Below are 14,636 nucleotides of genomic sequence, written 5' to 3'. Positions count from 1 at the left end.
TGGCTACGCGCGCGCTGCGGCGGCGGCCTTCGCCGCACCGGGCAGCGCGTCGAGGATCCGGTCGACGGCGGTGTCGTCGTGGGCTGCCGAGACGAACCAGGCCTCGTAGACGGACGGCGGGAGGTTCACCCCTGCGTCGAGCATCGCGTGGAAGAACGGCGGGTAGCGGAAGGTGTCGGAGGCCTGCACCTGGGCGTAGGTGCGGGTGCCGACCTCCTGGGCGAGGTCCCCGAACATCACGGAGAACAGGTTGCCCGAGCGCTGCACCCGGTGGGCGACGCCCTCGGCCGAGAGCGCGGCGCTCGTCGCGTCGGCGACGATCGTCGACACCTCGTCGACCCGCGCGTACACGGAGGCGTCGGCGGCGGCGAGGGTGGCCCGCCCGGCCGCGACGGCGACGGGGTTCCCGGAGAGCGTGCCGGCCTGGTAGACGGGGCCGAGCGGCGCGAGGAGGTCCATGAGCACGGACGGCCCGCCGATCGCGGCGACGGGCATGCCGCCGCCGACGACCTTGCCGAAGGTGAAGAGGTCGGGCGTGAAGTCGGCGCCGAGGGTCGTGGTCTCGTAGCCCCACCAGCCGCTCGCGCTCACGCGGAACCCGGTGAGCACCTCGTCGAAGATCAGCAGCGCGCCGTGCGCGGTGGTGATGCGGCGCAGGCCCTCGTTGAACCCGGGGAGCGGTGGGACGATCCCCATGTTGGCGGGGGCGGCCTCGGTGATCACGGCGGCGATCTCGCTGCCGCGCTCGGCGAACACCTGCTCGACGGCCGCGAGGTCGTTGTACGGGAGCACGAGGGTCTCCGACGCCGTCGCCTCGGTGACACCGGCTGAGCCGGGCAGGGCCTGGTTGGCGACGCCCGACCCGGCCTCGGCCAGGAGCGAGTCGACGTGCCCGTGGTAGCAGCCGGCGAACTTCACGATGAGCGGTCGTCCCGTCGCACCGCGGGCGAGACGCACGGCCGTCATGGTCGCTTCGGTGCCCGTCGACACGAGCCGGACGTGCTCGGCGGCGGGGACGCGGCGGCGGATCTCCTCGGCGAGCTCGACCTCGCCGAGCGTCGGCGCCCCGAAGGACAGGCCACGGGCTGCGGCCTCCTGCACCGCCTCGACGACGGCCGGGTGCGCGTGCCCCAGGAGCGCCGGGCCCCAGGAGCACACGAGGTCGACGTACTCGGTCCCGGTGACGTCGCGGATGTACGGCCCGGAGGCCGACGAGACGAAGCGGGGGTCTCCGCCGACAGAGCCGTAGGCGCGGACGGGGGAGTTCACCCCGCCCGGCAGCACCAGCCGGGCGCGCTCGAAGGCCAGGTGGTTCGCTGCGTCGTCGTGCATCGTGAGGTCCGTCCAGGAGGGGGTGGGTGGTCTGCTCTTCAGGTTACGCGGAGCCGCTCAGCGCTCTCCGAGCCACCCGGCGATCTCGGTGGCCCAGTAGGTGAGGACGATGTCGGCACCGGCCCGCTTGATGCCGAGCACGGACTCGAGGATCGCGCCGCGGCGGTCGATCCAGCCGTTCGCCGCGGCGGCCTCGATCATCGCGTACTCGCCGGAAACCTGGTAGGCGGCGACGGGGACGTCGGACTGCTCGGCGACGTCGGCGAGGACGTCGAGGTAGCTCATGGCCGGCTTGACCATGACGATGTCGGCGCCCTCGAGGAGGTCGAGCGCCGTCTCGCGCCCGCCCTCGCGGCGGTTCGCGGCGTCCATCTGGTACGTGCGGCGGTCGCCGTCGAGCGTCGACTCGACGGCGTCGCGGAACGGCCCGTAGAAGGCCGAGGCGTACTTGGCGGAGTACGCGAGGATCGCGGTGTCCGGGAACCCGGCCCCGCCGTTCGCGGTCGACTGGTCGAGGCCGGAGCGCACGGCGAAGACCTGGCCGTCCATCATCCCGGAGAGCCCGAGGACGGTGGCGCCGGCCTGGGCCTGGGCGACCGCCATGGAGACGTAGCGCTCGAGCGTCGCGTCGTTGTCGACGCCGCCGTGCGCGTCGAGCACGCCGCAGTGGCCGTGGTCGGTGAACTCGTCGAGGCAGAGGTCGGCCATGACCACGAGGCGCCCGGCGGCGGCCTCGACGGCGATGCGGATGCCGCGGTTGAGGATCCCCTCGGGGTCGTCGGCCCCGGAGCCGGTCGCGTCGCGGTGCTCGGGGACCCCGAAGAGCATGACGCCGCCGAGGCCCGCGTCGGCGGCCTCGCGCACGGCCTGGGCGAGGGACTCCTCGCTGTGGTGGAGCACTCCGGGCATGGAGGTGATCTCGACGGGCTCGGTGATGCCCTCCTTGACGAACAGCGGCAGCACGAGGTCGCGGGGGTGCAGGCGGGTCTCGGCGACGAGGGCGCGCAGCGCAGGGGTGGCGCGCAGGCGGCGGGGGCGGGTCATGGGGTCCTCCAGGGGGAGAGGGATGAGCAGGGGGTGTGGGGATACGGGACGAGCAGGGGTGGAGCCCCGGTGGGGGCCGGGGTGGCGGTGCCGAGAGGTCAGGGTGGCGGCTGGGGCGAGGCGGCTGAGGCGTCTGTGCTCTCCGTGGTCTCTGCGACCTCGCTCGTGCGCCGGGCCGCGACGAGCGCCGCGAGCAGCCCGTCGTCGTCGGCGGTCCGGGCGACGGCCGTGACGGCCTGCCCGGTCTCGACCGCCGCGCGGCGGGTCGGCTCGCCGATCGCGACCGCGCGCACGTCCGAGTGTGGCCCCAGCTGGCCGGCGACCTCGCGCGCGACGCTCCCCGAGGTGAGCACGACCGCGTCGTAGGCGCCGTCGCGCCAGTCGGTGACCACGTCGCCCGGGGCCGGGTGCGACACGGTCCGGTAGGTGGTGACGCGCACCGGCTCGTACCCGCGCTCGCGCAGCCCGACCTCGAGGGTCGGCCGGGCGAGGTCGCCGAGGGGGAGCAGGACGCGCGGCGCGGAGGCGGGAGGCGACACGGGCGGCGGGGTGTCGGTCGCTGGCACGTCGGTCGCGGTCGCGGTCGCAGTGGGCTGGGGACCGGGCACCGCGGGCCACTCCGCGAGCAGCCCGACCGCGGAGTTCTCGGTGGCGACGAGGTCGACGGAGATGCCGACCGCAGCGAGCGCACGAGCGGTCGCCGGCCCGACCGCGGCCCAGCGGGCGCGGCGCGCGACCGCGGCGAGCGCACCGGAGTGCGTCCCGGGAGCGCTGTCGTCGTGGCCGGTGCCGTCGTCCTCGCTGGACGTCGCGTCCCCGGTCTCGCCGTCGGTGACACCTCCGACCCTCCGCGCCGACGCCACGAGCTCGTCGACCGCGTTGACGCTCGTCACCGCGACCCACGCCACGTGCCCGTCCCGGAGACCGGCGACCGCGGCGTCGAGCGTGGCCTGGTCCTCCGGGCCGATCTCCGCGCGGGAGACCAGCGGTGCGACGACGGCGGTGCCGCCTGCGGCCTCGACGAGCCGGGCCAGCCCGGCGCCGCGTCCTGGCGCCCGGGGGACCAGCACGTGCCAGCCCTCCAGCGGCCGTGCCGCGGTCACCCCTGCCGCCTGGGTCGACGGCTGGTCGGGTCGGTCCATCAGGCGCGGTCCATCAGATGAAGGACGCTGCGCCGAGCGCCAGGAAGTGGTCGGCTACGGCCTCGCCGAGGGCGACTGCCTCGGCGGTCGAGGTGTCGGCGACCTCGGTCGACTGGTTGTGGCGCAGCTGCTCGCTGCCGTCCGGGCGGGCGACGACGGCGTGCAGGGTGAGCAGCCCGTCGGACACGGTCGCGTGCGTGCCGACGGGGGCTGCGCACCCGGCCTCGAGCCGGGCGAGCAGCGCGCGCTCGGCCAGCACGGACAGCGAGGTCGCGGGGTCGTCGAGCTGGTCGAAGGCCCGGGCGACCACGGGGTCCTCCTCGAGGAGGCTGCTGCGGGTCTCGACGGCGAGGGCGCCCTGCCCGGGGGCGGGGGCCATGTCGGTCACGGAGATGAGCTCGGTGATCGCGTGCTCGCGCCCGATGCGGTTGAGGCCGGCCGCGGCGAGGACCACGGCGTCGAGGTCGCCGGTCTCGGGGTGCACGCGTCCGAGTCGGGTGTCGATGTTCCCGCGGATGTCGACGACGTCGAGGTCGGGGCGGACGAGGCGCAGCTGGGCGGCGCGGCGGGGCGAGCCCGTGCCGACGCGGGCGCCGTGCGGGAGGTCGGCGAGGCGGTGACCGGCGCGCGAGCAGAGGGCGTCGCGCGGGTCCTGGCGGACCGGGGTGACGTGCTGGAGGCCGAGGACGCCGGCGGTCGGCAGGTCCTTGAGGGAGTGCACGGCGACGTCGCACCGGTCGTCGAGGAGCGCGGCGCGCAGGGCGGTGACGAACACGCCGGTGCCACCCATCTGGGAGAGCGAGCCGGTGAGCACGTCGCCGTCGGTCGTCACCGGCACGATCTCGACGGGGCGGCCGGTGAGCCGGCGCAGGTCGTCGGCGACGGTGCCGGTCTGCGTGAGCGCCAGGAGGCTGCTGCGGGTACCGATGCGGAGGGCGGGGTGTCCGGTCACCCGTCCAGTGTGCTCTCGTTCGGCTCCGGAGTCGAAATGAGAGCGTTCCGACGTGCATTGTTCGGCGTACCGAAGAAAGTTCTGACAGCCTGTCAGTTCTGGGTCACACAGGGTGCCCTAAGAAATGCAGAAGAAAGGGCAGCCTTACTTTTTCTCGACGTATTCAGGAATGTCCCAGCGAGCGTGCAGCAGCCTGCGCGTGCGGGACGACGGCCGCGAGCCCGGTGCCCGCCACCCACGCCCCGGTCACCGCGAGGCCAGGACCGGCCGCCTGACCTCCGCCACCGAGCCCTGCGACGTCGTCGACCAGCCGCGACGTGCGCTCGCGGTGCTCCGGGGTCGGGGGCGAGAGGGCGTCGTCCCAGCGCGTCACGAGCGACGACAGCACGTCGTCCGTGGCCAGGCGGACCGCGTAGAGGGCCTGCACGTCGCGCACAGCCTGCTCCACGAAGGCCGCGTCGGCCGCGGCCGCGTCCGTCCCGGCGGCGACCGGGGCGGGCGCCGAGGCACCCCCGCGTCCGTAGCTGAGCCGCACCACGTGGGCGTCCTCGCCCAGCGTGGCGTCGAGCCGGGCCCGCAGCCACGGCCACTTGGCCGAGGCGTGGGTGGTGCCCTTCGCGACGACGTCGGAGCCCGGGGCGACCAGCACGCCCGTGCCCCGGGGCGCCGGGCTCAGGCCGGGCACGCGCAGCAGCAGCGTCACCAGGCGGATGTCGGTACCTCGGACCGGGGCGGCCCCGCGCACGTCGACGTGGTCGGCGAGGAGCGCGACAGCAGCGTGGCCGCCGACCGCCACGACCACCCGGTCGGTGCGCAGGACCGCACCGTCCGACAGGACGACCTCCCAGGCGCCCTCGACGCGGCGCAGTCTCCGCGCCCCGGAGCCGCGACGGACCTGCCCGCCGTGCTCGACGGATCGCTCGAGCGCCGCGACCAGCTGGTTCATGCCGCCGACCAGGCCGCGCACGGCCGAGCCCGCAGGGGCCTGGGCGCGCAGCGACAGGACGGCTGCGGCGAGCGACCCGGTCCGCCGATAGGCCGCGAGCAGGCCCGGGGCGACCGCGTCGACCGACAGCAGCGCCGGGTCCGTCGAGTGCACCCCGCCGGCCACGGGCGTCACGAGCCGCTCGAGCACCCGCGCCCCGAGGCGCGACCGGACCAGCGACGCGAGGTTGGACGTGTCGACGCGGGACGCCGGCAGCACCCGGTCCAGGCTCGCGCGCAGCGCACCGAGAACGCCGATCGCGCGCCGGGTGTCCCGTGCCCACGGGCGTCCCGGGATGCCCAGCACCCCGGCAGCAGGCAGCGGGAAGGCTCGCCCGGCGCTGTCGGCGGACGGGGCGGTGCTGTCGTCGGGACGTGCACCGACGGGGACGTAGCCCCACGCCGACAGGCCGCTCGGCTCGACGGCCTCGAGGCCGAGGGCCGCCACCAGGTCGCCGATCGCCTGGCTGCGCGAGGCGTAGGACTCCGCGCCGACGTCCACCACCACGGGCGTGCCCGCGGGCCCCACGTCAGCCCGCGCGAGGTAGCCGCCGCAGGTGGCCGACGCCTCGACGACCACGGGCGACAGGCCCTCGGTCACGAGCGTGTGCGCGGCCACGAGCCCCGCGACGCCACCGCCGACGACGACGGCGTCGTGCCACGACGGTCCGCCCGCAGGAGCGGCTACGAGGCTGGTCGCCTCCGCCCCGTCAGGGCTGCTCGTCCCCGCCACGTCCAGCGCAGCAGGCTGCTGCGGGTCGGGGCTGGCAGGCACCTGCGGGTCCGTCGTGGCCACGTCGGGTCAGGCCGGGAGGGAGTGGACGAGCTCGACGACGCGCGTCAGCACCGTCGGGTCGGTGTCGGGCGGGACGCCGTGACCGAGGTTCACCACGTGCGCCGGGGCGGTCCGCCCGCGCTCCACGACGTCGCGGACGTGCGCCTCGAGGACAGGCCACGGAGCCCCCAGCAGCGCGGGGTCGATGTTGCCCTGGAGCGGCGTGGTGCCGCCGAGCATCGCGTTCGCCTCGTCGAGGGGTGTGCGGTAGTCGACGCCCACGACGTCGGCCCCGACGTCACGCATGGCGGGCAGCAGGTGGCCCGTGCCGGTCCCGAAGTGGATGACGGGGACCGGGAGGTCCTGCACGTGCGTGAGAGCGCGGGCCGACGACGGCGCGACGTGCGCCACGTAGTCCGCGAGGCTCAGGCTCCCGGCCCAGGAGTCGAACAGCTGCGCGGCGCTGGTGCCCGCGAGGACCTGCGCGCGCAGGAACGTGCCGGTCACGTCGGCGGCCCAGGTGGTCAACCGGGCCCACGACTCGGGGTCGGTGTGCATCATGCGGCGGGCGCCCAGGTGGTCGCGCGACGGGCGCCCCTCGACCATGTACGCGGCGAGCGTGAAGGGCGCCCCGGCGAAGCCGATGAGCGGCGTGCTGCCCAGCTCCGCGACGGTCAGGGCGACCGCGTCACGGATCGGCTGGAGCGCCTCGTCGGTGAGGGTCTTCTCGAGCAGACGGTCCACGTCGGCCGGGGTGCGGACGGGCTCGCCGAGGACGGGGCCGACTCCGGGGGCGATGTCGACGTCGACGTCCGCGAGCCGCAGCGGCACCACGATGTCGGAGAAGAAGATGCCCGCGTCGACCTGGTGCCGACGGACGGGCTGGAGGGTGATCTCGCTCGCGAGCGCCGGGTCGAGGCAGGAGTCGAGCATCGCGACGCCCTCCCGGGCGGCGAGGTACTCGGGCAGCGACCGGCCGGCCTGGCGCATGAACCAGACGGGGATCGAGTCGGGCCGTTCGCCGCGCAGCGCGCGGACGAGTGGTGAGCGGGTCGTCCGGCCGTCGGAGAGCGGGTGCGCTGAGGAGAGATTCACCCCTCGATTCTGCCTTTCGAGCGACAAATGTTTAAATCGAATCGCTGTGGTTCTCATGTCGATGACCGCAAGTCACCACGAGCTTGACCTCGAAGCGCTCGAGCAGCTGTCAACAGGCGCGCATTCGATGGGCACGTCGGCCGTGCGGACCTGCGAGATGATCACCGGTGCGGTCGTGCTCGCGACCTGCAACCGGTTCGAGCTGTACCTCGACCTCGCCGACGGTGCGGCCCGCTCCGCCGTGCCCGGGACCCTCACCGAGCGTGACCTTGCCCACGCCGCCGACGAGGTCGCCCGCCTCATCGCCGTCGAGTCCGGTGTCTCCCAGGAGGCCGCGCGGTCCGCGTTCACGGTCCGCAGCGGCGCCGACGTCACCCGGCACCTCTTCACCGTCGCCTCGGGTCTCGACTCGATGGTCGTGGGCGAGCGGGAGATCGCCGGGCAGGTGCGCCGCGCCCTCGACTCCTCGCACGCCGAGGCGACCACCAGCCCCCGGCTGGAGCGGCTCTTCCAGTCGGCGTCCCGCGCCTCCAAGCGCGTCGCGCACACCACGCACCTCGGGGCCGACGGCCGCTCCGTCGTGTCGGTCGGGCTCGACCTCGCCGAGGCCAGCATCCCGCCGTGGCGCCAGACATCTGCGGTGATCGTCGGGACCGGTGCCTACGCCGGCGCGACCGTCGCGGCGCTCCGCGCCCGCGGGTGCGCGGACATCGCCGTGTACTCCGCCTCTGGTCGTGCCGAGCAGTTCGCGCGGGACCGCGGCGTCGACGCCGTGACCGACCTGGTCGCCGCCCTCGGCGAGGCCGACCTCGTGGTCTCGTGCAGCGGGGCGGGTCGCCGGAACCGGACCGGGAGCACGGGGCTGCCCTCGGACGACCCGACCGCGCTGCGCTACATCCTCGAGACCGCGGCCGTCGTCGCGGCGCGCGAGGACGCCGGCGTGCGCGCCGGCGACGCCGTACCTGCCCGGCCGCTGGTGGTGCTCGACCTCGCGCTGCACCACGACGTCGACCCGGGCGTCGGCGACATCGACCAGGTGCTGCTCATGGACCTCGGGACCATCCGCAGCCACGCGCCGTCGACGTCGTCCCTGCCGGTGCGGGCAGCACGCGAGATCGTCGCGGCGGCCGTCGTCGACTTCTCCGACGGCGAGACGATGCGGTCCGCCGACGCCGTGGTCGTCGGGCTCCGGGACAGGATCGCCCTCGAGGTCGAGGCCGAGCTGGCCCGGTCCGCGTCGTCGTTCTCCACCCCCGCCGACCTCGCCGCCCACGAGAAGTCGCTGCGACGCTTCGCCGCGACCATGCTGCACCGCGGGATCACCCGGATCCGCGAGGCGGCGCGCGCCGGAGAGCCTCTCGACGAGGTCGCCGAGGACACCGCGACCGTGCTCTCGATGCGCTGGAAGGGCCGCCGCGCGGTGCCCGGGGCCGCGCCCACGGGCGGCGCGCTGCCCGACCGCGCTGTGCTGTCGGACCGCGCTGTGTTGTCGGACCGCGCTGTGCTGCCCGACCGCGCGGCCGAGCGCCGGACTGCGCAGCAGGGCGACCTGGCCGCGGGCTGAGTCTGGTGGGGCTGGATCTCGCAGGGCAGACCCAGACCGAGCTCACCCTGACCGAGCTCACCCTGGCCGGGCTGACGCTGGCGGTCTGAGCCTGCAGGGCAGACCTCGGCAGGAGCGGACCGCTGCTCCGACCTGGGCGTCAGCCGACGCCGGGGCCGCTGCACGGGCCCTGGGCGTCAGCCGTCGGTGGGACCGCCGACACGGTACTGACCTGAGTCGTTGAGGACGAGGACCGGCACGGACGCCGGTGAGCCGCCGGAGACGAAGGTGCACTCGAACTCGACGCCCTCACGTGCCTCGACGGCGCCCGGGCAGGTGACGGCGTCGACGTCGCTGAGACCGAAGCTCGTCGAGAGGATCTTGGCGACGTCCTGGGAGACGACCCCCGCGTCGAGCGTCGGTGTGGGGGTGAAGGCCCCGGTCGCGGCGAGCGTCGCGGCGACGCTCACCACCGCGGTGACCAGGGCGGTGAGCACGACGGTCCCTGCGCGCCCGCGCCGAGGGCTGGGCTGAGCAGGTGTGGGCCCAGATGTCGCTCCTGGTGTCGCCCCCGCTGCCGACCCTGGTGCAGACGCTGGTGAGAGCGGACGGGCCGGTGCGAGCGGACGAGCAGACGGGGGTGACGCGGGGCCCGGTGCGGATCCGTAGCGAGGCACGGTGCCGTAGCCGGACGCGGTGCTACGGCCGGGAGTGCCGCGGTAGCCGGGCGCGTTGCTCTGGCCGGGAGTGCTGCTGTAGCCGGTTGCGGTGCCCTGGCCGGGGGCGTTGCCGTAGCCCGGCGCAGAGCCATACCCGGGGTTGCTGCCGTAGGGAGCCGGCGACGAGCGGCGCGCCACGGGGGCACCGCCCTGGCTGGGAGCCCTGCCGTAGTCGGCGGCGCTCTGTGGCGACGCGACGGGTCTGTCCTGCGCGGACGGCCCGTACCCGGTCGGCGCAGGTGCCCCGGTCGCCGCGGGCGGCGCGAACCGCGACGCAGCTGGGTCCGCGTCCGGCTGGCCGGGAGCACGACGAGGCACCCGCGGTGCTGTCGGCGAGGCAGGTGCTGTCGCAGGCGCAGGCGCAGGCGCAGGCGCAGGCTCAGGCGCAGGCGCCGGTGCTGGTGGTTCTGGTGCAGGTGTCGGCACCGGTGCTGATCGTGGTGCGGGTGCGGGTGCGGGCGTCGGGGCAGCACCTGGGGTGCTCCCGGGCGTGGGCGGGACAGGCTGGTCGGTCATCAGGCGTCTCCGAGCGAGGTGATGAAGTCGTCGCGCTCGTCGTCGGTGAGCGTCGTGACGTCGGCGAGGTCGGGGGCGGGTGGGACGTCGTCGCGGGCGGCGGTGCCGGTGATCTCGAAGCCGAGCTGCACCACGAGGTCGGGCACGTCGTCCGACCCCGGGACCACACCGTTCATCTCGACCTTGAGCAGCCCGCCGTCCTCGTCCTGCCACAGGCTCACCGGGACCAGGCTGCTGAGCATCGACTCGGTGAGCATGCTGTAGAGGCTGTCCGGCATGGTGAGGAGCTGGACGTCGAGGACGGACTGCAGGGAGACCTCGGTCTGCGAGAGCACCGACCCGTCGCGGGTGGTCCGGACGCTGCGCCGCATGCTCGCACCGGCGTCAGACTCCTCGGTGGCGCTGATGGCGTCGCGGACGTCGCACACGGTCGAGAAGCCGAGGACGAGGCACATGGCGTTCTCGCCGAGGATCCCGAGGCTGCCGTAGAGGGTCGGGAAGCGTACCCACGGCGTGGTGATCTCGGTGTCGAGGCCGTCGCCGAGGAGGAGGTAGTCCCAGCTGTCGCCGCCGACGTGCAGCACGTCGATGGTGCGGCCGGTGCCGGGGTCGTTCTGCCGGGTGAACAGGGACGCCGGGTTGCCGCTGAGCGCGACGACGGACTGCCCGGCGACGGTCTCCTCGCCGAAGGTCGCGTGCGAGTAGGTGACGCCGGTGATGTCGGTGGTCGCGGCCGTCGTGAACGGGCTCGAGGTGAGGATGTGCGAGTCGAGCAGGTCCATCTGCGCGGCGAACCGGGCGGTCGCGGCGGTGTCGACGTCCTCCCAGTCGGGGAACGCCTCGCCGCGGACGGTTCCCGGGCTGCAGGCGGACGCGCCGAGCAGGAGCGCGAGGGACGTGGCGACGGCGCCGAGCCGCAGGCGCGTCTTCACAGCCCACCGGCTTCGGTGAAGAGGGCGAGGGCGTCCTCGCCGAGGGGCATGGCGCCGAGCTCGGTCTCGGTCTTGAAGGAGGTGGTGGCGACGAGGTAGCCGGCGCCGGTCTCGGTGTCGTAGTCGGAGAGCCAGCCGCCGCCCGAGGCGCCCTGCGTCATGGAGCACTCGATGCCGAAGGCGCCGCGCTGCAGGGTGAACCAGTCGTCGCTCGCGCAGAAGCGCTGGTCGAGGCCGGTGAACGGCGGGGCGGAGGGGTACCCGGTGACGAGGACGTCGTCGACGGTGCCGCCGAAGGCGATGCCCTGGCCGCCGGTCACCTCCTGGATGGGGCGGCCGTCGTCGTCGGGGGCCATGGTGAGGAACGCGAAGTCGTGGGTCCACCCGGTGCCGATGACCATCCCGAGCGAGTTGGTGGTGGCGTTGTCGGCGAACTCCTGGGGCCCGTAGGCGGACTCCGCCGCCCAGTAGCCGTAGGGCGCGACCTCGCCGTTGTCCTCGTCGGCGGGGACGAAGAACACGTTGGTGGCCCAGCCCGTCCCGCCCTCGAAGTCCCACAGGCAGTGGGCGGCGGTCGCGACGACGTCCTGGGAGACGGCGTTGACGACGGTCGCGGAGCAGACGTAGTCGTCGCGGCCGATGGTCACGTACAGGCGCCCCTGGGTCGATGCCGCGAGGCCTGTCGGCGTGAAGGGGTCGCCCGCCGTGGCAGGGGCGACCGGCGTGGGGTCGACGACCGGTCCGGTCGACGGCTCGACGACCACGCCGGTGGCGGCGTCAGGACGGTTGGTCGTGTCGTCGGAGTCGTCGGCGGTGATGTCCTTGGTGTCGGCGTCCCGGCGGCGGTCCTGGGTCCAGTAGTCGTTGACCTCCTGCGGGGAGCTCTCGTAGTCGTGCCGCAGGGAGACGGTGTCGGTCTTGAGGGGTGGGCCGACCTGCGGTGAGAGCGAGCCGGCGACGGCCTCCCCAGGGATCTGCGCGGTGCAGGCGGCGAGCAGGGAGAGGAGGACGACGGGCACGAGCGCGTCGCGGAGACGGACGCTTCGCGGGGTCATGCGACTACTGTCCCACCCGCTGGCGGCCCCGGCGCGTGGGACGCAGGGGACAGGTCCCCACCGAGGGCGACGGTGCAGGGGCGTGGGTGCGAGAGCCCCGGGATCTTGGGGCTGCTGTCGGGCGACGGCGTGTGGGGAGCGGTCCCCATGCGCGCTGCCAGGTCCCGCCCGCTGTCGGCCCGTCCTACCCGATGATCCCGAGCGCGACGCCCTGCACCACGAGCAGCGTGGCACTGAGCAGCACGACGGCGGCGACCCATCGCCACGTCGACCGGAGCCGGCGCGCTGTGCGCGCCGAGCGCTCGAGCTGGCCGAAGCGCTCGGCCTGCTCGGGTGTCACGGTGGTCGGCGGCGTAGCCCAGGTGTCGTCGGCGACGACCGCGGTCTGCACGGCCTCGAGGTCGGTCTCGGCGAGCGTGGGGCTGAGCCGACGCAGGCGTCGTCGGAGGAACAGGTCGGAGAAGACGCGCGTCCGCGCTGGCTTCTCCCGGACGACGAGCCGCTTGGGGTCGACGAAGACGATCACCGGCGTGGCGTCGACAGCGACCCCGGACGCGGTGCGCACCGCGCTCTGGACCTTGTCGGCTGCGGTCTCGGCGACGGCCATGGTCGTGACCTTCTCGCGGTTCACGAAGACCTCGTGCCCTGCGACGAAGACGTTCTTGACCCGGTGGTGCGCGCTGGTCACGACGAGCAGCCCGGGCGGACCGACGGCGACGTGGCCCGCGTCGCTCGGACGACCGCCCAGGGGGACCGAGTGCACGGCGACCCAGCCCGGTCCGAGCCCGTCCAGCAGGCGCGCGACCTGCCGGGCGCCGGTGGCGCGCTCGAAGGCGCCCCGCGCACCCGGCACGACCGGGTCCCGGCCGAAGATGCGGCCGAAGGGGCCGCGGACGTCGCCTGCCGGCTGCTGCTGCAGCGTGAGGACGACGTCCGACCTGCCGGGCGTGCCGGTCGTGCTGACGGGTGCGGGGCTCATGGTGCTCAGCGCGTCACAGGTACTCGGCGACCAGCTGCTCCGCGAGGCCGACGTACGAGCCGGGGGTCATCGCGGAGAGGCGAGCGGCGAGGTCGTCGGGGAGGCCGAGGCCTGCGACGAAGGCCCGCAGGTCGTCGCCGTCGATGCGGTGACCGCGGGTGAGCTCCTTGAGGCGCTCGTACGGGTTCTCCATGCCCTCGACCCCGGCGACCGACGCGGCGCGCATGGCGGACTGGACGGCCTCGCCGAGGACCTCCCAGTTGGCGTCGAGGTCGTCGGCGAGCAGGTCGCCGTTGACCGCGAGGGCCTTGAGCCCGCGGCGGACGTTGTCGATGGCGAGCAGCGAGTGGCCGAAGGCCGGACCGATGTTGCGCTGGGTGGTCGAGTCGGTGAGGTCACGCTGCATGCGGCTCGTGACGAGGGTGGCCGACAGGGTGTCGAGGAGCGCGCACGAGATCTCGAGGTTCGCCTCGGCGTTCTCGAAACGGATCGGGTTGACCTTGTGCGGCATCGTCGAGGACCCGGTCGCGCCCGGGACGGGGATCTGCTTGAAGAACCCGAGGGAGATGTAGGTCCAGACGTCCGTCGCGAGGTTGTGCAGGATGCGGTTGAAGCGCGCGATGTCCGCGTAGAGCTCGGACTGCCAGTCGTGGCTCTCGATCTGCGTGGTCAGCGGGTTCCACGTGAGGCCGAGGCCCTCGACGAAGGCCTTCGAGACGGCGGGCCAGTCGGTGCCGGGCACCGCGGCGAGGTGTGCGCCGTAGGTGCCGGTCGCACCGTTGAGCTTGCCGAGGTACTCGGCGCCCTCGACGCGGCGCACCTGGCGGCGCAGGCGGTGGGCCAGGACGGCGAGCTCCTTGCCGACGGTCGTCGGCGTGGCGGGCTGCCCGTGCGTGCGGCTGAGCATCGGGACGCTCGCGTGCTCGCGGGCCATCTCGGAGATCTGCTCGACGAGGGCGGTCGCGGCGGGGAGCCAGACCTGCTGGACGGCGCCGCGCACCATGAGCGCGTACGAGAGGTTGTTGACGTCCTCGCTGGTGCACGCGAAGTGCACGAGCTCGCCGACGCCGGGGAGCACCGTCGCGTCACCGAGGGTCTCCGGGGCTGCCGCGAGACGGCGCTTGAGGAAGTACTCGACGGCCTTGACGTCGTGGACCGTCTCACGCTCGATCTCTGCCATCTCGGCGATGCCGTCGCCCGAGAACGTCGCGACGACGTCGCGCAGGTAGGCCTTCTCTGCGTCGCTGAGGGACGGCGCGCCCGGCACGACCGGCGTGCCGGAGAGGCCGTCGGTGAGGGCCACGAGCCACTCGACCTCGACGTGCAGGCGCTCGCGGTTGAGCGCGGCCTCGGACAGGTGGTCGACGAGCGGGGCCACCGTCGAGCGGTAGCGGCCGTCGAGCGGTCCGAGGGCGATCGCCGGGGTGACGTCCGCGAGGCTCGCGCGGGTGGGCTCGGGGGAGTGGTCGCTGGTGGGCATGCGCTCATTCTTCCACCTGGGGTCAGGTGGTGGGAGAAGTGGTCACGGGACTGTGGACAGGGGTGCGGTCAGATGGGGTGTGGACAGC

12 protein-coding genes are annotated in these 14,636 nt (G+C 74.1%); 1 reads left to right on the top strand and 11 read right to left on the bottom strand.

Annotated elements, in window-relative coordinates; genetic code table 11:
* Positions 1-3 precede the first annotated feature (3 nt).
* From hemL to hemE, 6 genes are all read right to left on the bottom strand, one after another.
* Complete coding sequence (gene hemL, locus SKED_RS17725; protein WP_012868562.1) at positions 4-1,332, bottom strand: glutamate-1-semialdehyde 2,1-aminomutase; 1,329 nt, start codon at positions 1,330-1,332, stop codon at positions 4-6.
* A 57-nt stretch (positions 1,333-1,389) separates the two neighbouring features.
* Entirely contained in the window at positions 1,390-2,376 is a 987-nt protein-coding gene (gene hemB, locus SKED_RS17720) for a porphobilinogen synthase (protein ID WP_012868561.1), read from the bottom strand.
* Between the two features lie 98 nt (positions 2,377-2,474).
* A complete protein-coding gene (locus SKED_RS19290) occupies positions 2,475-3,518 on the bottom strand; it encodes a uroporphyrinogen-III synthase (protein WP_012868560.1) in 1,044 nt (347 codons plus the stop codon).
* 13 nt (positions 3,519-3,531) lie between these two features.
* Positions 3,532-4,470 (bottom strand): hydroxymethylbilane synthase, encoded by a 939-nt coding sequence (hemC, locus tag SKED_RS17710; protein ID WP_012868559.1) that lies wholly within the window; start codon positions 4,468-4,470, stop codon positions 3,532-3,534.
* Positions 4,471-4,633: 163 nt separating this feature from the next.
* Positions 4,634-6,229 carry a protoporphyrinogen/coproporphyrinogen oxidase gene (locus tag SKED_RS17705; protein ID WP_012868558.1) on the bottom strand — a complete coding sequence of 532 codons (1,596 nt, stop codon included), beginning with the start codon at positions 6,227-6,229 and terminating at the stop codon, positions 4,634-4,636.
* A gap of 27 nt (positions 6,230-6,256) precedes the next feature.
* Entirely contained in the window at positions 6,257-7,381 is a 1,125-nt protein-coding gene (gene hemE, locus SKED_RS17700; protein WP_081448038.1) for a uroporphyrinogen decarboxylase, read from the bottom strand.
* Between hemE and SKED_RS17695 the strand changes: the two genes are divergently transcribed.
* Positions 7,380-8,888, top strand: coding sequence for a glutamyl-tRNA reductase (locus SKED_RS17695; protein ID WP_012868556.1), 1,509 nt, complete (start codon positions 7,380-7,382; stop codon positions 8,886-8,888). The two genes, hemE and SKED_RS17695, sit on opposite strands and share 2 nt — an antisense overlap.
* A 176-nt stretch (positions 8,889-9,064) precedes the next feature.
* On the opposite strand, the gene SKED_RS20405 is transcribed toward SKED_RS17695, so the two are convergent.
* From SKED_RS20405 to purB, 5 genes are all read right to left on the bottom strand, one after another.
* Entirely contained in the window at positions 9,065-9,364 is a 300-nt protein-coding gene (locus SKED_RS20405; protein WP_012868555.1) for a DUF4333 domain-containing protein, read from the bottom strand.
* A 737-nt stretch (positions 9,365-10,101) separates the two neighbouring features.
* Entirely contained in the window at positions 10,102-11,034 is a 933-nt protein-coding gene (locus SKED_RS17685) for a hypothetical protein (RefSeq protein WP_012868554.1), read from the bottom strand.
* Positions 11,031-12,089, bottom strand: a complete 1,059-nt coding sequence (locus SKED_RS20400) for a trypsin-like serine peptidase (protein ID WP_012868553.1) — start codon at positions 12,087-12,089, stop codon at positions 11,031-11,033. Before SKED_RS20400 ends, SKED_RS17685 begins: the two co-directional genes overlap by 4 nt.
* Before the next feature lie 184 nt (positions 12,090-12,273).
* Positions 12,274-13,068 carry a hypothetical protein gene (locus SKED_RS17675; RefSeq protein ID WP_012868552.1) on the bottom strand — a complete coding sequence of 265 codons (795 nt, stop codon included), beginning with the start codon at positions 13,066-13,068 and terminating at the stop codon, positions 12,274-12,276.
* A 13-nt stretch (positions 13,069-13,081) separates the two neighbouring features.
* Entirely contained in the window at positions 13,082-14,548 is a 1,467-nt protein-coding gene (purB, locus tag SKED_RS17670) for an adenylosuccinate lyase (protein ID WP_012868551.1), read from the bottom strand.
* Positions 14,549-14,636: the final 88 nt, after the last annotated feature.

The organism is Sanguibacter keddieii DSM 10542 (assembly GCF_000024925.1).
Taxonomy (GTDB): domain Bacteria; phylum Actinomycetota; class Actinomycetes; order Actinomycetales; family Cellulomonadaceae; genus Sanguibacter; species Sanguibacter keddieii.
This window is presented reverse-complemented; position numbering and strand designations above follow the sequence as displayed.